The organism is Planococcus salinus (genome assembly GCF_003719725.1).
Lineage (GTDB): Bacteria > Bacillota > Bacilli > Bacillales_A > Planococcaceae > Planococcus > Planococcus salinus.
Map to the genome: position 1 here is coordinate 95,456 of NZ_RIAX01000004.1, position 20,555 is coordinate 116,010.

Here is a 20,555-nt window from a genome sequence, read left to right on the forward strand (position 1 = left end):
TACTAAAATACAATGCAAAAGCCATGCCAACATCAGAAATCGTTGTCTGACGCTGTTCATGGCTTTACTTGGTTTAAAGGATTTGCAAAATCGCAATAAATTGTTCTAAATAGTTTAATTATTCTGTTATTTTAAGATTTGCAATATTGCAATGGTTTTGCGTTATTGCAAAGTAAGATTGTGTTTCTTTAATTTCCTACTGATTGTAGAGATGTCCTGCTTTAAAAATTTCGACATTTCATATAAATTTTTTGATTTTTTTATAGTTTCAAGCAAAATTTCTTTTTCGCAGCGGTCCATTCTGTCTTTCAACGACTCATTTCCCGTTTCTGCCGAGTTACTGTAGCTGTTTATCCTCCTCATTGATGGAGGTAAATCCGTCAATTCAATTGATAGTTTTGGAGAAGTGATGACAATGCGTTCAATTACATTTTGCAATTCACGGACATTTCCAGGCCACCTGTAATGAGTCAATTGCTCAATCACTTCTAAAGACAGGCTGCAGGATCGGTTGTAGCGGTTATTGAAAACCTCCAAGAAATGCTGCAGCAGAAAAGGAATGTCTTCCTGCCTTTCTCGGAGTGGCGGAACAGTAATTGGCACAACATTTAACCGGTAGTACAAATCGCTGCGGAACTCTCCCTTTTCAACCATTTCCTCTAAATTTTTATTAGTGGCAGCGATAAATCGGACATCGACAGTAACGGGGGCAGTCTTTCCGATTGGCATGAAGGATTTTTCCTGCAGCACTTGCAATAACTTAGCCTGTGTCTGCAAAGGGAGTTCCCCAATTTCATCCAGAAATAAGGTCCCATGGTCCGCGGCTTCTATCAACCCTTTTTTTCCTTGGATATTTGCTCCAGTAAAAGATCCTTTTCCATAGCCGAACAGTTCCGATTCTATTAAATGTTCCGGCAGGACACTGCAGTTTACGTTAATAAAAGGCGAATCTTTCCGATCACTAACGTTATGGAGGTGTTGAGCGAAAACACCTTTCCCTACACCTGTTTCTCCAAGAAACAGAACAGTGGCATCCGTTTTCGCTACACGGTTCAACAAATAATAAATTTCTTCTATTTTGAGAGATTTGACTATGATCTTTCTATCTTTAGAATCTTTGTTGGCTTCTTTTGATAATAGCTCCATTTCCCGCTCCGTCTGTTTCAACCTCTCCCTGAGTATCGACTCTTCCGTTACGTCTCTAGAGATATTGAGGATTTTTTCCAAAGAACCGTTCTCATTGAAAATCGGATAACCTTGAACATATAAGCGCCGGTTTCCTCTTGTCATTTGAGTTATTGTCACTTCTCGCATCGTCTCCAAGACTTTTTTGGTAGAAGATAAGCTCACAATTCCGCTTTTTTCAAGCTCAAAAATGGACCTCCCCACAAACTCGTCCACTTCAATACCCATTATTTGTTTGCAGTTTGAGCTCACCCTTTCAACGAGTCCTTGATTATTTACGATGGTCACCAGTTCTCCCGTTGAATCCAGAATGAATTTCAGCTCTTCTTCTATACTTCTGTAGAGGCTGCTTTTCCTCACATAATTTTCCAATAGCCCCGGCTCAATTTGCGATGCCAGTGTATTTTCCGAATCGAGTTTTTGAAGATGAAAATCGCCACCTTCTCCAATACTGCAAAGCGAAGATGCGCTTTTTCTTGTGTGCTTCAAAAGTTCGGCAACCTTCGGAAAATCCACCTTTTCTCCTTTTTCAATTTCGGCTTTGTAGCTTGTTCCGTCCTTTTTTAAAATTAGCATTTGCGATTTTCCGCTCCTTTTGTCTTTGGACTTTTCAAATCAGAACTTCAGAACTTAAATACAAAAAATACCGAATGCGATTGACGATCGGTACCTGAGAAGGCAGCCATTCATTTCTCCGTTTCTTCGGCTGCTATTTTCTGACTCTGAATACATAAGCTTTTAGGCCTGGTTTTATCCTTTCCCTTCTTCTCCATAATATCGTTTTTATGAATGAAAAACCTTGCGAATATAAAGCTTTCTGCCTCACTCAAAGCGCAATGAAAATAAGTCACCCTTCCTTGAATTTTAATTTTTCCGATTATTACTAAGGGATCGTTTTTATGGAATTGAAGTTAAATATCGTCATTCAAAATTGGCATGTTAAAATCGTTTAAAGCGAAATTCCTTCGTCAAGAAGAGTCTGTCATCAATTACGAGGATTTTACAATGGGGAGAACCCACAAACATTTTACAACGGATTCATGCCGCCAGTTTCCACTGACGGCAAAAAACCATTTATAAAATATATTCTGAGTGAAGATTTTTCATCAAACCGGCTTAACCAGCTTACCAATCGGCTCTGCCACAATCTTGCCGTCTTTCATGACAGTCGTTCCTCTGACAATTGTCGCGACTGGCACACCTTTTACCTGGAAGCCGTCATAAGCCGTCACTTTGCTTTTGCTATGAAGGTTTTCTTTCTTGATTTCCATCTGCTTATTCATATCCACAATCGTGAAATCAGCATCGGAACCTGTTTGAAGGGCACCCTTTTGCGGGTAAATGCCGTATTGTTTTGCAGGATTTGCGGACAGCAGCGAAACCAGCTGCTGCAGCGTGATCTTTCCTTCAGATACCGCATTCAGCATCAACGGCGCCAACGATTCGACTCCGCACATTCCTGCCGGCACCGACCAGAGGTCTCCTTGCTTTTCTTCTTCCGTATGAGGCGCATGGTCCGAACAGACAAATGAGAACGTTCCTTCCTCAATGCCCTGCCAGATCCGTTCCTGGTCTTCCTTGTACTTTACAAGCGGATAGACTTTCATGGAAGGGCCGATTTTCTCATAATCCTCATTTGTCAGGAACAGGTAATGAGGACAGGTCTCTGCCGTGATCGGGTAGCCTTCTTCCTGTGCCTGTTTGATCGATTCCGTGCCGTCCGCCGAACTGACATGCAGAATGTGCAGACGAGTTCCGGTTGCCTTCGCCATTGCGATACCGGCCTGGATCGTCATATTTTCCGCCAGGCTCGGCCGGCCAGCCAGAACCGTTTCATAATCGTCTTTCCCCGTCTTTTTCATTTCCTCTGTCAGATGATTGATCAAGTCGCTGTTTTCAGCGTGGATGGCAAATGTCTTGCCGGTCTTGGCCACTTCCTCCATCATCCGGTAAACGCCGCCATCGTTGCTCGGTGGAATGACGTCTTCCATGCCTTCTTTGTAATCGTAGATCAGCCGGAAATTGTTTTTGTCCACCGCATAACCCCAGAAATACTTGAAGCCGATAACGCCGGAGTTGTTCAGATCTTTGAGTTCATGCAAGTTCAGATCGCCCAGGCAAATGCCCCACAATCCGAAATCCACATGAGCTTTCGGGCTCAAATTCTCTGTCTGCCGCTCAAAATTCTCTGCGTTGTTCACCGGTGGGTTAGTGTTCGGCATTTCAAAAATCGTTGTAATGCCCCCTGCAGCAGCAGCCTGTGTCGAATGAAAGAAATCCTCTTTGTATGTGGAACCGCCATCTCTCGAATGGACATGGGTGTCGATCAGTCCGGGCAATACGTATTGCCCTTCTGCATCTGTCGTTTCTTTTGCTTCACCCTCCAGCAATTCCTGTGCAATTGAAGCAATTTTGCCGTCCTTGATATAGACATTCGCCTGATACGTGCTTTCCGGAGTGACAATTGTACCGTTTTTAATAAGGTGATCCCATTCCATTTTCCAATTACCTCCATGTCCTTTTAGTTAATAAAGAGTGGTTGTCGAAGAAGGAATATTCACTTTCCCGACAAGGTTGTTAATATCACTGATATTATATTCTACCATATATTCTTTAATTCCCTCCAGGACCTCTATCATGGAAAGTGGGTTGATGAAGTTGGCAGTGCCGACTTGAACAGCGCTCGCACCGGCCAGTATCATTTCAATGGCGTCATCGGAATTCATGATGCCGCCGCAGCCGATGATCGGCAGAGTGGAGACATTGCGGACCTGATGGATCATCCGCACGATGATCGGTTTGATGGCCGGTCCCGAAATGCCGCCCATGACATTGCCGATTTTCGGTTTGCGGGTATGGATATCAATTGCCATCGCCAGAATCGTATTGGCTACGTTTAACCCGTCCGCTCCCGCTTCTTCGCAGGCAATCGCAATTTCCTGGATACTGGTCACGTTCGGTGTCAGCTTGGCGATCAATGGCTGATCGGTAACACCTTTGACTTTCTGGATCAACTCAAATGACAGGTCACCATCCATACCAAAAGCTTTCCCGTCCCCTTCCAGGTTCGGGCAGGAGATGTTCAATTCAATCGCTGAAACAGCAGGGTCTTTGCCGATAATCTCCGACATTTCCGCAAACTCTTCAATCGAATCCGCTGAAATGCTGGCAATCAACGGTACGTCATACTTTGCGTACTCCGGAATGATGTGTTCCATGTAATACGGCAATCCTTTGCTTTGGATGCCGATGGAATTGATCATGCCGCCTGTCACTTCACAGACCCGCGGCGTATCATTTCCGCCTCTCGGATATTTGGTAATACTTTTGGGCACCAGGGCACCCAATTCGTTAAAGTCAAAAAGCGACGCCATTTCAAACCCAAACGCGCCGGAAGCGGGCATCACCGGGTTCTTCATGTGCAGGCTTCCAATTTTGACATCCAGTTTCAAGTTTTTGGTCATGTCAGCACCACCTTTTCCAAATCGAATACCGGGCCTTCTTTGCAGACACGTACAGAATTGATGCCATGCGGTCCCCGCACATCGCATACGCAAGCGTAGCATACTCCAACCGCGCATCCCATGTGCTCTTCCAGGGCGATCTGGCCAGGTATCCCTCTTTTTTCAGCGCTTCGCTGCATCAGCCGCGACAATCGCATCGACCCGCATGTAAAAGCCGCTTTAATGTCATGCTCCTCGAACAATTGATTCACCAGACGCTGGACATTTTCCACATTGCTGGTGCCGTCTTCTTCTGTGACTTTCACCACCGTCGCCCCGAATCCCTGCAGCGTTTCCGCTGCCAGCAGATCGTTATTGCTCCGTGCACTCAAAATCGCCACGCACTTCACATTCTTTTCCGCCGCTTCCTGCGCAAGAGCCGCCAGCGTCGCAATGCCGACACCTCTGGCCAGCAATAAGATGGAATCCCACTCTTCTTTCAAGCTGAATCCCACACCGAGCGGTCCGAACACATCGATGTTTTCACCCGGGACAAATTTGGTCATTTGAACCGTTCCGGACCCTTTCACCAAATACAGAAACTCAATGGTCTTTTCTTCCCTGTTGATCCGGTAAATACTGAAAGGCCGTCGCAGAAACGGCAATTCGCCTTCTCCGCATTTAATATTGAAAAACTGGCCCGCTGTAATCGACTCGTCTATGATTGTCGAATCCACTTTCATGTGCCAATACCGTTCGCTGACCTGTACATTCGACAGCACTTCCAATGGATAGGCTTTCATCGCTCTCACCTCTCTGCTTCTTTAACAACTTTGGCCCATTTCATGATTTCTTCCTCCAGTAACTCCGCGCCGATTCCGATATCTTCAATTGATGAATATTCTTGTGGATTGTGGCTCAAACCGTCTTTCGAAGGGATGAACAGCATACCTGTAGGACATAAATGTGCCATGTTCATGGCGTCGTGTCCTGCTCCGCTCGGCATCAGCAGATAAGAATGGCCCAGCTTGTCAGCCGTTTCCTTCAGACTGTCGATCACTCTTTCTTCGAGCTGCACCGGCGTTTCTTCGGCCAGGACCGTGCTTGTAATTTCCAATCCCCGTTTTGCTTCCGCTTTTTCGACAGCTGATTGTAGCTTCTCGATGACTCTCGCCTTGGATTCTTCGGAGACTCCCCGGATATCGACCTTCATCTCAACCAATCCCGGCACGATGTTCATGGCACCCGGCTTTACGTCGCAGACACCCACCGTCGCCACTGTATCGTACTGTTCTTCCTCCATTGCCTGTTCTTCAAGCGCCAGGGCAATTTCGGATGCCCCAAGCAAGGCGTCTTTGCGGTATTTCATCGGTGTTGTGCCGGAATGGGAAGCGAGCCCTTTGACCAGCAGCTTAAAGCGTGTCGGCGCCGCAATCCCTGTGACGATCCCGATTTTTTTACCGGTTTCCTCGAGCGCCGGCCCCTGTTCGATATGGATTTCGAAAAACACCTCCAATTCCTCTTTCGGGCGTTTGGCTTCCTCCAGATTCAGTGAATATTTCGACAATTCTTCTTTTAAGTATACACCATCCTTGTCCCGCAGGTTCTCATAGTCACCGCTCAGCAGGCCTGTCATCGCTTTGCTGCCGATGGTGGAATAACCGAAACGGGCTGATTCCTCACAGGCGAATGAAATGATTTCCAGCGGATGCGCGGTCTTGATTTTTTTATCGTTCAAGCTGCGGATAACTTCCAGTGCTGCGACGACTCCTACCGCTCCGTCATACTTTCCACCTTCATAAACCGTATCGATATGTGAGCCGAAAGCGACAGCCGGAAGCGACGGGTCCTGTCCTTCGCGTCTGGCAATGATGTTACCGGCAGTATCCAGGCGGACGGACATGCCTTCTTTTTTGCACAGTTCCATGAAAAAGTTTTTGGCTTCCTGCTCTTCTTCTGTATATGCCAAACGGTTGATTCCCTGGCCTTCATTGCCGTATTCGTTGAGCTGTTCCAAGGTTGTTTGCAAGCGCTTAATATCCAAATCCATTACCTCACTTTCACGGGTCTCTTGTACCATTATTATACAATAGGGCGCCGGTGATTTTTTATGGCTAAACAAACAGAAAGTCCGGGTTATTTTTATCGTTTTTTGCACTAAAAAGAAGGCAGTGGACCGGAAATGGGTAAAACAAAAAGACGACCGGCTGATCGTCTTTTGAATGGACATCCCGAAAGCAGTTTACACTTTCACAACCCCGATATGCTTTTGGATATCAATTGCGGTGCCGTATGGTTTCGACAATGCCTGCAGGTCTTTTAAAACCTTGTCATTGTTCGTAAGCTCCGGCCATCCCCGCTGGTAGCGCTTCTGTCCGAACCCAAGGTCAATGGGATAAAGATGCAATTCGGTCAGTTCGCCGTCTTTCATCTTCCAGCGGGGAATGACCGATTCCCACACCAGCGGATTCGTCCCGAGTCCGATGGTATTGTTCTTGCTTCTGGCGTCAATGCCATCCGCTACATTGCTGTCTGCCGGCAAACCGTGTTTCGCGTAAAAATCGGCCGGCAGAAAATCAACCGTGTCGTTCTGGAAGATGAAATTCCCCAGACTGTAGAAAATCGGCCGTTTGCGGTAGATTTCAATGCCTCTGACAATATGAGGGCCATGCCCCAATACAGCATGCGCTCCTTCGTCGATGAATGTGCGGGAAGCCGCTTCGATGAAATCCGCTGCCGCCTGTTTGTCTTCTCCTTGCATTTCATGGGAATGGACGCTGACGACGACATAATCCGCCTGCCGTTTCGCTTCGTGGATGGACCGGATGACACGTTCCATATCTTTCGGCTCCGGCGCCCGCTCAAGGCGGGATTCCGGACCTTCGGAAAATTTGTACTCTCCGAACACCACTTCGCCACTTGGATCTTCCGGCAAAAAGCCTTCGAGGATATCCAGGTTGCGGCGGGCATTGATGCCCACTTGTTCCGCAATTTCCTTCAGCAGCTTCAAATTCTCTTCTGTCGTCTGGTACTTGCTGCGATACCGCAAACCGTTTACGCCGGGTCTGCCGGGAACGTCTCTTCTCTGCTCTCCCGCAATCCAGGTTTCGTGGAAAGTGGAAGTGACCGCAATCAGCGCCACGCGTCCTGCAGCAGTTTCCATGTACTTCGGAGCGCTGGCGTCCGCTAAATGCCCGCCGACGCCTGCATGCACGAAGCCCGCTTTTTCCAACTGTTTCTGTGTCTCTTCCAGCCCGTTGTACAGGTAGTCCAATGTGTGATTATTGGCCCAAGCCACACAGTTAAAGCCGTATTCCTTCAAGTCGCCGACGACTTCCGGCTTTCCGCTCGCCCACGTGCCGCCGGATACCGGAGAAGGCATCGGATTTTTTCCAGGCGTCGTCACTTCAAAGTTCGTGAAGCGGAAGTCGCCTGTGCCAATCAGCTCCGCCAGCTCCTTGAATTCTGTGGACTGTGAAGTCGGCAATCTTCTCGTGATAAAGCTGTCTCCTGTCGCTACAAAAGTAAATTCTTCAGTCATTCGCATTCCCAACCTTCATTTCAAGTTGAACCCTTGCTTTTTAATGAACTCCGTCAGCTCTTTTCGTCTCGGTTTGGAAATATAAGCCGCCAGCTGTTCCGTCCAGCCACTGGTCCGACGCCCGTCCGTCCGTCTTGTATAATAATCGGACATGATTTCGTCGTATTCCGTCAGCGCGGCCGGCACTGCTTCCGTGTGGTATGTCTCTTCATGAAATACCGCTTGAACCGGCATCCGCGGCTTCTGCCAAGGCTCCTTGTCGGGATCCGGATAACCCAGGCACATCCCCATGACCGGAAAAACATATTCGGGCAGCTTCAGCAGTTCGCCCACTGCCTGGGCATCGTTGCGGATGCCACCGATCATGACGCCACCCAGACCATAAGCACGCGATCCCAACAGCAGGTTCTGCGCCACCAGTGCGGCATCGACAGACCCGACAAGGACATTCTCCAGTTCTTCGACAGCCAACGTTTCTCCATGCATCTCAGAAGCCAAACGCAATTTGTAGAAATCGGCGCACACTACCAGAAACACAGGGCACTCCCTGACGTAACGCTGATCGCCGCAAACTTCACTCAATTTCCGTTTGGTCTCCGGATTTTTGACAATGACGACGCTGTAGGCCTGCATATTATGTGAAGTCGGGGCCCAGCGCGCAGCATGAAGAATCGACTCCAACACATCCGGCTCAATCGGCCGGTCCAAAAATTTCCGGATCGAACGGTGGCTTTCAATCAATTCAATCGTTTCCGGCTTTTTCAAGAACATTCGTCCTCCTTGCTTCTCTTTATCGTCAGCTGAATAATTTCACCAGGAACAGCGAGACATCCGGCACATACGTGATCAGCATAAGACCCGCGAGGTTAAAAGCTAAAAACCTCATCAGTCCGGGCATCATTTGGCTCAGACTCATTTTTGTAATGGTTTGGGCGACAAATATGTTGATGCCGAACGGCGGCGTGTACATACCAATCGCCAAGTTGGCAATCATGATGATTCCCAGGTGTACCGGATCCACACCGAGTGCCGTCGCCGCCGGGAAAATCAGCGGTGCCGTTACAATGATGGCCGCAACGCCTTCCATGAACATCCCCATAACCAACAGAACAAGGTTCAAAAGCAACAGGAAGATGATGACGGACGTGATATTGGTCGTGATGAATTCGACGACCATTTGCGGCAACCGTTCTCTTGTCAGCACCCATCCAAGCACTTGTGCTGCAGCTACAAGCACAAGCACCTGTGCCGATGTAATAGCCGACTCGATGCAGATCGTATAAAATTCTTTAATGGTCATTTCTCTATAGACAAAGTAACCGATCGCAAAAGCGTATACCGCCGATACACCGGCCGCTTCAGTCGGGGAGAAAATCCCTGAGTAAATACCGCCGAGAATAATGACCGGAATCAGCAAAGCCCACCAGGCGCTTCCGAACGCTTTGAGCAATTCTTTTCCGGAAGCCCGCTTGTCTTTTGGGATGTTATGGCGTTTGGCGTAGATGTAAATATAAACGATCGAGGAAAGGCCGAAGACAATCCCGGCCCCAATGCCCGCAATAAACAGGCTCCCTACCGATACACCCGTGACAGATCCGAAAATGATCAGCGTGATACTGGGGGGGATGATCAGGGAAATCGATCCAGCTGATGCCAGGAGCCCGGCTGAGAAAGTTTTGTCATAGCCATTGCGGATCATATCGGGATACATGATTTTCCCGATGGCAATCACGGTGGCCGGACTCGAACCGGAAAGCGCTCCGAAGAACATGCTGGCGACTTGTGTCGTCAACGCGATCCCGCCCGCTAAATGGCCGACAAGCGCACGGGAAAAACGCAAAATCCGGTCCGACAAGCCCCCACCGTCCATGATATTGGCCGCCAGGATGAAAAATGGCAGCGCCATCAAAGCAAACTGGTCAATGCCGCCGAACAACCGCTGGATCAAGACCATCGGTTCAGTGGTGCTCAAAAAGATGACAGACAGAAAAGCGGCCATACCGAGCGAAACAAAGATCGGTACACTGGTAAACAAAAACAGCAAAAGCAAAATGCCCAAAGTTATTAACATAATAAATTCTCCTTTGAATCAACTCACACCCAGCGGATATAAAGGATCCCTCACTGAGTGAAGTTCCTCTTTATTCCTCGCTCAGTTTGGGATTGCGCAGCAGCAGGTAGGTTTGATGCACAATATGGATGACGGACAGCAAAGCGCCCAGCGGAATCGCCAGGTAAATCCAGAACGTCTGAATCTCCAGCGACGGGGTGATTTGTCCGGTGCTGACGCTGAACATGACAAGGTCGTAGCCGTATTTAATAAGGAAAAACATAAAAACAAGAGAAACCAGGTTAATATAGATTTGCAAAGCAGTGCGTCCCTTGCCCGAAAAATAATTCATCAGCAAGTCGATGCCCACGTGGATGCCTCGCCGAAAACAGATGCTCGAGCCGATAAAAGCGATCCAAATCATCGCATAGCGGATAAATTCTTCCGCCCAAGATGTATTGGCCGAGAAAAAATAGCGCAGGATAATGTTTACAAACAAGACAATGGTAGCCGCAAGGATGGCGGAGCCCACAAAAATGTCTTCGCATTTCTTCAAAATGTTCATCATTTCACCTTTTTCTATTAGCTGATGGCAGGCCTGAGGAAAACTTCTTTCCCGGCAAGCAGTATGTATGAATGACAGCTGGAAATACTGCAAAAAGAGAAAGAAACAAGAGATTATTGAATGCTGTCGCGTATTCACATCTCTTGTTTCTTCTTCAATTAAATAGCTTTAGTTATTTTCGATTTCCGCTTTCACTTTTTCCAATAACTCGAGTTGTTCCGGTGTGTTGTACACTTCTTCGTGGAATGGCTCTGAAGCTTCTTTGAATGCTTCGTATTCTTCATCCGACAATTCGTAGTACTCAACACCTGAATCGATGATTTGCTGTCTGTAATCTTCTTCCGTTTCGCTGAGGTTTTCACGGGCTGCTTGCTTCCCTTGCTCTTCCGCGTCCAGGATCAATTCCTGAACATCTTCCGAAAGGCCATCAAACCAGCCCTGGTTCGCCATCAGCAAATACGTCATCGTGCCGTGGTAGCTCTCGATGATGTTGTTTTGCACTTCATGGTAGTTGTTCAAAAAGATGGTCTGCAACGGGTTTTCCTGTCCGTCCACAACCCCCTGCTGCAGGGAGTTATACACTTCTGCATAAGGAACCGGGATGGCGTTCGCGCCCCAGTGTTCATACTGCGCGATCAACAACGGAGATTCCATGACGCGCATCGTCAAACCGGACATATCTTCCGGAGAAGTGATGGCTGTGTTTTGAGTCGTGAACAGTTTGTAGCCGCCCGGCCAGAAGCCAAGCCCTTCAAATCCGCCCGAATTCAATGTATCGAGAATCTCTTCCCCTACGTCACTGTCCAGTACACGGTATTTCTCTTCCGCTTCTTTTGGCCATAAATAAGGCAGGTCAATTAATTTCACGTCGTCCACGAACGGTGACACAACGGCAGAAGGCTGCATTGTGATGTTGATTTCCCCGATCTGCGTGGATTCAACTTGCTCACGCAGGCTGCCCAGTTGTGAAGCCGGGTAGACATCCACGGTGATATTGCCTTCCGACTGTTCTTCAACCACTTCTTTGAATTTTTCAGCCCCTACATGTTCAGGACTTTCAATCGGCTGGTTGTGACTGAATGTAATGGTCATTTCCGGATAGCCGCCGTCGCCCCCTTCAGAGCCAGAACCGCCTTCCGATTCTCCGCCACCGCAGCCTGCCAATACCAACGCACTGACGCCCAGACCGGCTGCCAGCGACTTCAACTTTTTGAACTCCATAAATATACCCCTCTCTATTTTGAAACTTCCGAACTTCCCTGAGTACAAACAACTGCATCCAGTGCTTTCAACAATAAATTATTTCTTTTATCTTACCTTTATTTTCTGAATACTTAAATGATGCTGAAGCACAAAAAAACGAACATTTCATTGTCCAAAGTGACAATTCACCTTATTTTTGAATAAAATCTCTGCGATTATTTTTCGTTTTGGTACAGCAGTTCGTGTATTTTCAACCCCAGGAAAAGATTCATCTTCCCTTCTGAGCTCTTCAGGCTGCATGCGGTGATCTCTTCTATTTTCTTCATCCGATACTTCAGCGTATTGATGTGGATAAACAGCGCTTCAGCGGTGCTTTTCAGCACTTCGTCATGGAAAAAGTACGCTTTTAATGTCTTGATCAATTCATGATTGGTGTCTTGTTCGATCAGCCTTCCGACTGTTTCGCTGTAGAAGTCCTTCAGTTCCTTTTCCTCTTTCAGCTGATCAAGCAGGCGATAGGCACCCAGGGCATCGTAGTAGTAAATACCTTCCGGGCGGTTGATGGTTTTGTTCAGGTCAATCGCCTTCTCGGCCTGGGCATAACTGTTCTGAATTCCTTCCGGCCCTTTCCCCGGCCGTCCAACGCCGAGCAGCAGCGGCATACCAAGCGCCGTTTCTTTGGCAAGGACGTCATGGATCTGTTCATATAGCCGGCTGGATTGCCCTTCTTCGACAGGCAGAATGATGCAGATGCCATTTTTCAAATGGCCCACCAAGGCAGACGGATGAATCTTACGGACGGCTGCATCGACTTGATAATCCTTCATCTGCATATTGTTTTCCTCGTAAGGCACACCGTCCTGGAAACTCAGCAGCAGACTGACATAATCCGCGTCGCGCGTGATGTGGTATTTGTCGCCCCATTCGATGATGTTCTTTTCTTTGATGTTTTCGCTGAACAGCAGTTCCCGTATGAAATCGCGTTTGTACTGCTGCTCAATTTCGTATTTGACACGAAGTTTCAGGAACTCGAGCGACAAAAGGCTGGACGCTTTTTCCAGAATCGCCAGGTCGATCGGCAGATTCTCGTTGTTGACTTCCCAGCACGTGATGTTGCCGTAGTACTCGCCGTCATTCATGATGGGCGCCGCGATGCTCGATACCATCCGCCCATCGTACTTGCGCTTGAAATGGAGCGGCCGCTGGATGATGGACAGCTCGTACACCTGAGCTTCGTTCAGCGCCGAAATTTCCACGGGAGGCTCCGGCACATCAACGAACGAAAACTCGCTTTCGATGGTGATGACGTTTTTCGTCAAATAACTGACATTGTTCAAAAACTCCTGAATGCCCTGTGCACTCAAGGAAATTTCATGCAGCACCTTGCTGGCCTGCTCCAGATCTTCCTGCAGCACCACTTTGTCATTGAAGATATAATGCATGACCGGCGACAGGATATCCAGGTACTTCACCGGATCCGGAATTTCAATAATCGGAAACCCCAGCTTATTGCCGCTGTCGATAATGCCTTCCGGAATCTTCTCGATAAACTGAGACGGTTTGATGGCAAGGGCTGTGGCCCCGGCACTGTGCAAATGCTGAACCAGCATATTCTGCGCCTCAATATCGTCTTTGATGGCAAAAAGAGACGTCAGGATCAATTCTTTCCCCTTCAGCCACTGCACCACTTCCGGCACTTCCATAATGGTGACAACCTCGACCATTCTGGTTAACCCTTCATGGCCCGCCACCACTTTGCATTCATTGAATTTCCCCAACTTCATTGCATTTCGCAAAGAAATTCCCATTGTTTTTTTCTCCTCGGTAATTTGACTGAGCGTCTTCAGCTTAGCTGAAACTCATTCTTCAGATCTTCATAATCCAAGTCCAGGATCTCGCAGCACTTCTTCACTTCCTGGAAGAAATCAAAGCCCTCTTCCACTGGACGGTCTCTATATTCGGAATAAAATACGATCAAACTGTGCAATTTTGAAAAAGCTTCTACTCGTGGGTCTTTCGCCATTGTCAATCACTCCTTCTCATTCTGCCTGTATAAGTTGCACTAATTAGCAGCACCTGCCGATATTCCGCAAAACAGCTACGCTTTCAGGCCCAGAGGATGTGGGTCATGCAGCTGGCGCGACAGGACGTCGCGTTGCCAGCTGCCGCGGGCTTGCAGGAGTCTCCGCTGCTTTGCTCCATATCTCTATGGAAAAATTAAAGTCATTAGTTTCACTTATATAGTTAAAAAATTTTCATTATTCTATTCATTATACACTATATCAGGCTTTCAGATGAATCCCTTCGAGGAAAACATTATGTGGATTTTGTGTAGGAGCGGTGGGAAAGGTGCATGAAAATAGACTGCCCCAGAGAGCAGCCTGCTTCTATTATTTTATTTACTTTTCTGCTTTCCTCTAAATATACGCTCCTTTTTTTCACTTCTTTAAAATTAAAATAACACATTTCAAGATTCTAGAATTAATCTAAAGCAGTTATAAAAGGCCAGAATTCTTCAGGTCCATTGTTAATAACTTGCGCTCCTAATTGTTCCGCCCACTCGCTTTCTGTTCCATACTCATCTCTCCAAGCCCATAACCTTCGAGTAGTAAATTGCAGTACATGCTCATCCGTAAACCCAATTGCTCCGAGGACTTGATGAGCAATTGGCACGGATTTACTTGCTGCTTCACCTACCACAATTTTAGTAATCATTGCTTGTGTTTCGTAACTATTAGTATCAACAGCTTCGATTAGATTGTCCGCAGCAATTTTTGCAGCCGTAGCTTCTCCAGATAATACAGCTAAGTGATTTTGAATAGCCTGAAACCGATGTATCGGCCGCCCGAATTGGGAACGTTCTTTTGTATAAGCAGCTGTTAATTCTAGCAATCTTTCAAGAGATCCTGCCATTAAAGCCGTTTTTATGATTGTTCCTTTATAATAATTACTCATTAATACAGCTTCAGTTACAGCGATTACTTCTACCTTTTTTATAAACTGGTCTTGGATCTCCACAAAGTCACGAGATTCGCCGCCCAAATTTGTTCCAGGTTTAATCTGACATAAGGCAGGGTCGACTACAGTAATAAGAGTCTCTTTTTCTGATGTTCCTATAATGACTATACCCTCTACAAATCGAGCCCATGGTATGTAATTGGATGCGCCAGTTAGGCTCCAACCTCCTTCAACTTCAGTGAAAGTAAAATTATCTTTTTCATCTATAGAAGATAATGTAAGGGGCTTAATAGAAGCTCGAAGACCTATATCAGCCAATAGCCAGTTTGCTAGCAAAGTTTCTGGAAGAGGAATTGGTGCCGCAAATTTCCCGATAACCCTCAGCATACTTATTGCATCACCAAAAGTTCCACCTGTACCTCCATTTTCTTCTGATATCGCAACAGTAGTTAGACCTGATTCTTCTATTATCTGCCATAAATCTTTTGGCCAAATACCATTTTCTGTTTCCACTATCGTCTCTTTTGTAGAAAAATCTCTCATGATTTTTTTTGTAGAATCAATTAGCATTTCATTAATATCACTCATTTCGCTACTACCTCCTTTGCAATAATTCCACGGAGAATTTCAGTTGTCCCTCCTCTTAGCGTGAAACCTGGTGAATGCAATATAGCTTCTGCTAACCTTCTCTCAAAAGCGGAAGAAAAAGGAGAAGTCACAGAAGGATTAGAAGACACCAATAATCTTGAAGTTTCAGCAATTTGTTTTTCAAATTGAGTTCCTAAGTCTTTAACTAAAGCAGCCATTAAATTAGGTGTTTCGCCATTTTCAAGCAAAGTCGCTACACTAATAGACATCTTCCGCAAAATCCATAAACGAGATACAAGTTTTCCTACCTCAATTTTCGCGAATCGATCTGGATCTACTTGTATAACCCGTAATAATTCAACCAGTAGAGGAAATGTACTTAAAAACCTTTCCGGCCCACTTCTTTCATAGGCTAATTCCGCCATCCCTTGTGTCCATCCATTTCCTATTTCGCCTACAATTTGATTCTCAGGAATAAATACGTTGTCTAATATCACTTCATTAAAGTGATGTTCACCCGTCATTAAATGAATTGGCCTGACTGTTACTCCCGGATTCGTTAAATCAATAATAAATTGACTTAGTCCTCCATGGCGATTATTAGAGTCTTGCGGAGAGGTACGGACTAAACCAATCATATAATGAGAATAATGAGCGCCACTAGTCCATAATTTACTCCCATTCAAGACCCATCCTCCATCGACCTTTTCCGCCACTGTCGACAAAGAAGCCAAATCAGATCCAGAGTTCGGTTCGCTTAATCCTATGACAAAATAACTTTCTCCGCTAGCAATTTTAGGCAAATAGTATTTCCTTTGTTCTTCAGTACCGTACTTGAGTAATAACGCACCAGATTGTCGATCTGCTACCCAATGAGCAGCTATAGGAGCCCCAGCTGCTAATAATTCTTCCGTAACTACAAAACGAGCAAGCGCACTTTTTCCGCTTCCTCCATACTTTTTAGGCCAAGTCATTCCGACCCAACCACGTTTTCCTAACTTATGACTAAATTCAGTTGAAACTCCGCCTAGCCAAGAGTCACATTGTGGCTCAAAAGTTCCTTTAGCTTTTTCTTCATCTATGAAGTTACGTACTTCATTGCGCAACTCTTTAAAGTTGTCCACAAGTTCTTCTGTTGACTTATTTGTTGTTTTTTTCAACTGCTATCCCTCCGCCACTTCAGATTAAATTACTTAGTCAATGAAAATGGCTCTGTAGAGTTAATCTCCTACAAATACCGGCATTCTCTTGTTCTTAAAAGCATCTAAAGCTTCTTGACGGTCTTTAGTAACAATAAGACGACTATACGCTTCGCTTTCAAATAAAAAACCGTCCATTTCCTTACTGTACGCCGCGAAATTCATTACAGATTTCGCTTCTTTAATCGAAAGGGGCGCGTTCTTGCTTATTTTTCGCGAAAATTCTATTGCACTTTCCAAAATATTTGAGCCTTCTATTACTTCGTTTACTAATCCAATAGATTTTGCTTTTAGAGCTGAGATAGATTCTCCCGTCAATACCATTTCTTTTGCTGCCCCTAATCCTACTATTTGCACTAACCGTTGTGTACCACCAGCTCCTGGAATTATTCCAATTTTAACCTCTGGCAGTCCAATTTCTGCCTGCTTTGCAACAATTCGCAAATCACAGGCAAGAATCATTTCTGTCCCTCCTCCAATACACATTCCATTTACAGCTGCAATAACGATTTGCGGGATTGATTCGATTAATTTGTAGGTTTCTCTTATTTTAGCGATATATAAATCGACTTGAGTATTATTCATTTCTCTTCTTTCTTTTAAATCTGCTCCAACAGTAAAAGCTTTTTCACCTTTCGCCGTTATAATTACAACATTAATGTTCTTATTATCTTTAATGGACATCAGATAGTTGCTGAGTTGGCAAATTGTTTCATAATCCAAAGCGTTATATTCATTTTCTCGAAATAAACTTAAGATAGCTATATTTTCATTTCTTTCATAAATGATACCCATGTTCTCCTCCTCCTTCTAAACCTTTTTCGCCATAGCTTCTAAACGTTCATTATAATCTGGCAGTTCAGTGACTAACCCCATAGCAGAAGACATCATGTCTAAAGATGTACGCAAGTCACTATTTAACCCTTGATATATAGCTCGTTTTGTAAGTTGGATTGCTACCGGCGGTTGATTTGCAATTTGAGAGGCAAAACTATAAACTTTTTCAAGTAATTCATCTGGCTCGGTTAAGTAAGTGATCATACCGCACTCTTTAGCTTCTTGGGCAGTTAATATCCTCCCCGTCCACAGCAATTCTAGTGCTTTATCTATTCCTATAATTCTGGGAAGAAAATATGCCCCGCCATCTCCAGGGACAATCCCTAAGTTAATGTAGGTTTCTCCCATTTTTGAAGTTGAAGAGGCAAATCTTAAGTCACACATGAGCGCCATATCTAACCCCGCTCCGGTTGCAGGGCCATTAATAGCTGCTATAGTAGGCTTGTCAATTTCACTCATTAAAAGTGGAATTCTTTGAACATACTTCCAAAGAACGTTCTTACGGTCTATTCCACTACTCATGAAATCTTCTTTTTCTTCTTCTTTTTGGTAAAGAAAGCCATCTCCTTTAAGCATCGATTTAATATCCCCACCTGCACAAAAAGCTCTTCCTTCACCAGTTAAAACCAACACTCGAATGTTTTCAGAATCTCGGACTTCTTCCAATGCTTTAATCCAATCTTTAATCATTTCCAGACTAAAGGCATTCAACCTTTCTGGGCGATTAAGCTTAATAGTAGCTATGCCTTCTTCATTTACTTGAAAATTCAAATCACTCATTACTCGCACCCTTTCTTTTCACTAACAAATTTCTATTTAGATAATAATCCGAAATATACTTGAGTACCGTGATACCGCGTTCCGGAGTAGAAAATATTGGAATTCTATTCTGACGAAGTAATGAAAATGCGTTTGCAGCCAAAGATTCGGATATTAACCAAGTAATAATAATTGGTTTATCTGATTGTTTGGAAAGGTCGATAATGTCTTCAGCAATGATAGAAGCAATTGGTTCTCCAACAGTTGTAAGCATGAGAACAATAGAATCAATTTCCGGATCTTTAATTAGAGTCTCCATAGAAAGATGAAACAACTTTGGATCATTAATAACGTTAGCTGTAGTATCGAACGGATTTTGAACAACGCCATAGGAAGGTAAACGATCATTTAGTATTGCTTGAGTTTGTTCGGAAAAGGGTAGAACGTTTAAACCTTGCTGAATACAAGAATCAGCAATTATTGTACATGCTCCTCCAGAAGTAGAAATGACTCCAACATTTTTTCCTTCTACATTTTTTATCGTTACTAGCGCTTTAGCAACTTCGAACATTTCTTCTAATTGTTGAACAGAAATAACTCCAAATTGTTTGAAAACTGCTTCATATATTTCAAAGTCTCCAGCTAAACTACCTGTATGAGATTGAACTGATTTCTTACCAAGTGCAGTCCTGCCATTTTTGTAAATGATGACTGGTTTTTTTTTCTCATAAGCTTTTTTTAAGGAGTCTATGAATTTCTTTCCGTTTCGGATACCTTCTAGGTAAACACATATAACTTCGGTATTTTGATCTTCAGCCAAAAAACTAATATAATCAGAGGTATCTAAATCCGCTTCATTGCCTGAACTAATAAAAGTATGAACTCCAATACCTTCTGACCAAACCCTACTAGTTAACCCACCACCGATAGCTCCGCTTTGAGTGATAAACGAAATTTTCCCTTCTTGAGGAATTGTTGGTGTTTCCATCGCCATGCTGAAACTTCCGAAAAAATTATGGGTTGTATTAACAACTCCAATTGCATTCGGTCCACAAATGTATAACCCCAATTCACGGGCTTTTCTAACAAGTTCTATTTGTAAGGATTCTCCTTCTTTTCCTACCTCTGCAAAACCAGATGTGAAAATAACAAGTACTTTAATTCCTTTTGCAGCACATTCTTCCATAACAGTAAAAATCGTTTGAACCGGCAGAACTACTAGCGCCACATCGACTCCTAATGGAAGGTCGTGGATCGTCTGATAGCAATTATATCCCTGTATTTCTTTTTCTTTCGGATTAACAGGATAAACGTTATATGGATAGTGATGCTTTAACAAATAAGACATCAACCTTCCACCCGTTTTTTCAGTATTATTCGAAGCCCCTACTATTGCAATCGATTTAGGATAGAGTAGTTTGTGTATAGCTTCCATTCTATTTTCACTCAATAGATATCACCTCTTCTATATATAAGCTGCTCACTGTGTTAAGAACAATTCTCGCATCGACAACTATATTTCCATGCCCTTTTTCATAAAGGAAAACTGGATTTAAATCTATTTCGTTAATTTCAGGGAACTCGAGCACTAAATTCTGTAATTGAAAAATCAAATTTTTCAAGGAAGCTAAATCACGTGCTTCGTTACCTCGAAATTTTTCTAAGAGAGATGTTCCTTTAATTTCAGTAAACATTAATTCGACATCACGCTCAGTAAGAGGCAAGACACGTAATGAAACATCTTTCAGTACTTCAACCCAAACTCCTCCAAGTCCAAAAAGAATAACAGGGCCAAAAATCTCATCTCTTTTCATTCCTATAATAATTTCAGTAGCTGGTTCGGCCATTTCTTGAACAGTTACCTGAAATTTATCGCTCGTCTTATTATAAATCGCAGCATTTTGAATTATTTCTCTAAATCCTTCTCGTACTTCGTCGGAAGATTTTAATCCGACTAACACCCCTTTAGCATCGCTTTTATGCACAATCTGGAAAGAATGAATTTTTAAAACTACAGGAAAACCAATCTTTTTGGCTAAATAAACAGCTTCATCTTCTGTACTTGAAATTTCTTGTTTAGGAATATTTACACCGGCATATTCAAATATTTGTTTAGAAAAAACTTCGGGAATTACATTAGAATTATTAGCTCGAACAACACGAAAAATTTCTTGAATTTTTTCTTTGTTCATTAGTGTTTTCCTCCTGAATATATTTTCATTTTCAC

18 protein-coding genes are annotated in these 20,555 nt (G+C 44.5%); all 18 read right to left on the reverse strand.

The window, feature by feature from the left end:
• Nucleotides 1-162: 162 nt before the first annotated feature.
• The 18 genes from EEX84_RS07130 to EEX84_RS07215 all read right to left on the reverse strand — a co-directional run bounded on the left by EEX84_RS07130 (nucleotide 163) and on the right by EEX84_RS07215 (nucleotide 20,520).
• Nucleotides 163-1,761, reverse strand: coding sequence for a sigma-54 interaction domain-containing protein (locus EEX84_RS07130; RefSeq protein WP_123164929.1), 1,599 nt, complete (start codon nucleotides 1,759-1,761; stop codon nucleotides 163-165).
• Between the two features lie 530 nt (nucleotides 1,762-2,291).
• Nucleotides 2,292-3,683 (reverse strand): allantoinase AllB, encoded by a 1,392-nt coding sequence (gene allB, locus EEX84_RS07135; protein WP_123164930.1) that lies wholly within the window; start codon nucleotides 3,681-3,683, stop codon nucleotides 2,292-2,294.
• Between the two features lie 27 nt (nucleotides 3,684-3,710).
• Nucleotides 3,711-4,649 carry a dihydroorotate dehydrogenase gene (locus EEX84_RS07140; RefSeq protein ID WP_123164931.1) on the reverse strand — a complete coding sequence of 313 codons (939 nt, stop codon included), beginning with the start codon at nucleotides 4,647-4,649 and terminating at the stop codon, nucleotides 3,711-3,713.
• Nucleotides 4,646-5,431, reverse strand: coding sequence for a dihydroorotate dehydrogenase electron transfer subunit (locus tag EEX84_RS07145; protein WP_123164932.1), 786 nt, complete (start codon nucleotides 5,429-5,431; stop codon nucleotides 4,646-4,648). Before EEX84_RS07145 ends, EEX84_RS07140 begins: the two co-directional genes overlap by 4 nt.
• 5 nt (nucleotides 5,432-5,436) lie before the next feature.
• On the reverse strand, nucleotides 5,437-6,678 hold the full coding sequence (locus EEX84_RS07150; RefSeq protein WP_123164933.1) for a Zn-dependent hydrolase: 1,242 nt from the start codon (nucleotides 6,676-6,678) through the stop codon (nucleotides 5,437-5,439).
• A gap of 192 nt (nucleotides 6,679-6,870) precedes the next feature.
• Entirely contained in the window at nucleotides 6,871-8,169 is a 1,299-nt protein-coding gene (locus EEX84_RS07155) for a CapA family protein (protein WP_123165149.1), read from the reverse strand.
• Between the two features lie 15 nt (nucleotides 8,170-8,184).
• On the reverse strand, nucleotides 8,185-8,934 hold the full coding sequence (gene nfsA / locus EEX84_RS07160) for an oxygen-insensitive NADPH nitroreductase (RefSeq protein ID WP_240033936.1): 750 nt from the start codon (nucleotides 8,932-8,934) through the stop codon (nucleotides 8,185-8,187).
• A 31-nt stretch (nucleotides 8,935-8,965) separates the two neighbouring features.
• A complete protein-coding gene (locus tag EEX84_RS07165; RefSeq protein ID WP_123164935.1) occupies nucleotides 8,966-10,240 on the reverse strand; it encodes a TRAP transporter large permease in 1,275 nt (424 codons plus the stop codon).
• Nucleotides 10,241-10,310: 70 nt separating this feature from the next.
• The gene (locus EEX84_RS07170; RefSeq protein ID WP_240033937.1) at nucleotides 10,311-10,784 is read right to left on the reverse strand and encodes a TRAP transporter small permease; all 474 of its coding nucleotides are present in this window, start codon (nucleotides 10,782-10,784) and stop codon (nucleotides 10,311-10,313) included.
• A gap of 168 nt (nucleotides 10,785-10,952) precedes the next feature.
• Entirely contained in the window at nucleotides 10,953-12,005 is a 1,053-nt protein-coding gene (locus EEX84_RS07175) for a TRAP transporter substrate-binding protein (RefSeq protein WP_240033938.1), read from the reverse strand.
• A 197-nt stretch (nucleotides 12,006-12,202) separates the two neighbouring features.
• Nucleotides 12,203-13,795: a PucR family transcriptional regulator gene (locus EEX84_RS07180; RefSeq protein WP_123164937.1), complete on the reverse strand. Its 1,593-nt coding sequence runs from the start codon at nucleotides 13,793-13,795 to the stop codon at nucleotides 12,203-12,205.
• A gap of 35 nt (nucleotides 13,796-13,830) precedes the next feature.
• The gene (locus EEX84_RS07185; RefSeq protein WP_123164938.1) at nucleotides 13,831-14,010 is read right to left on the reverse strand and encodes a hypothetical protein; all 180 of its coding nucleotides are present in this window, start codon (nucleotides 14,008-14,010) and stop codon (nucleotides 13,831-13,833) included.
• 458 nt (nucleotides 14,011-14,468) lie between these two features.
• On the reverse strand, nucleotides 14,469-15,533 hold the full coding sequence (locus tag EEX84_RS07190) for an acyl-CoA dehydrogenase family protein (RefSeq protein WP_123164939.1): 1,065 nt from the start codon (nucleotides 15,531-15,533) through the stop codon (nucleotides 14,469-14,471).
• Nucleotides 15,530-16,693, reverse strand: coding sequence for an acyl-CoA dehydrogenase family protein (locus EEX84_RS07195; protein ID WP_192892930.1), 1,164 nt, complete (start codon nucleotides 16,691-16,693; stop codon nucleotides 15,530-15,532). The genes EEX84_RS07190 and EEX84_RS07195 overlap by 4 nt, the downstream gene beginning before the upstream one ends.
• Nucleotides 16,694-16,753: 60 nt before the next feature.
• Nucleotides 16,754-17,527 (reverse strand): enoyl-CoA hydratase-related protein, encoded by a 774-nt coding sequence (locus EEX84_RS07200; protein WP_123164940.1) that lies wholly within the window; start codon nucleotides 17,525-17,527, stop codon nucleotides 16,754-16,756.
• Between the two features lie 15 nt (nucleotides 17,528-17,542).
• The gene (locus EEX84_RS07205) at nucleotides 17,543-18,349 is read right to left on the reverse strand and encodes an enoyl-CoA hydratase/isomerase family protein (protein WP_123164941.1); all 807 of its coding nucleotides are present in this window, start codon (nucleotides 18,347-18,349) and stop codon (nucleotides 17,543-17,545) included.
• A complete protein-coding gene (locus EEX84_RS07210; RefSeq protein WP_123164942.1) occupies nucleotides 18,342-19,778 on the reverse strand; it encodes an acetate--CoA ligase family protein in 1,437 nt (478 codons plus the stop codon). The genes EEX84_RS07205 and EEX84_RS07210 overlap by 8 nt, the downstream gene beginning before the upstream one ends.
• Entirely contained in the window at nucleotides 19,771-20,520 is a 750-nt protein-coding gene (locus EEX84_RS07215) for an acetate--CoA ligase family protein (RefSeq protein ID WP_123164943.1), read from the reverse strand. Before EEX84_RS07215 ends, EEX84_RS07210 begins: the two co-directional genes overlap by 8 nt.
• Between the last annotated feature and the right edge of the window lie 35 nt (nucleotides 20,521-20,555).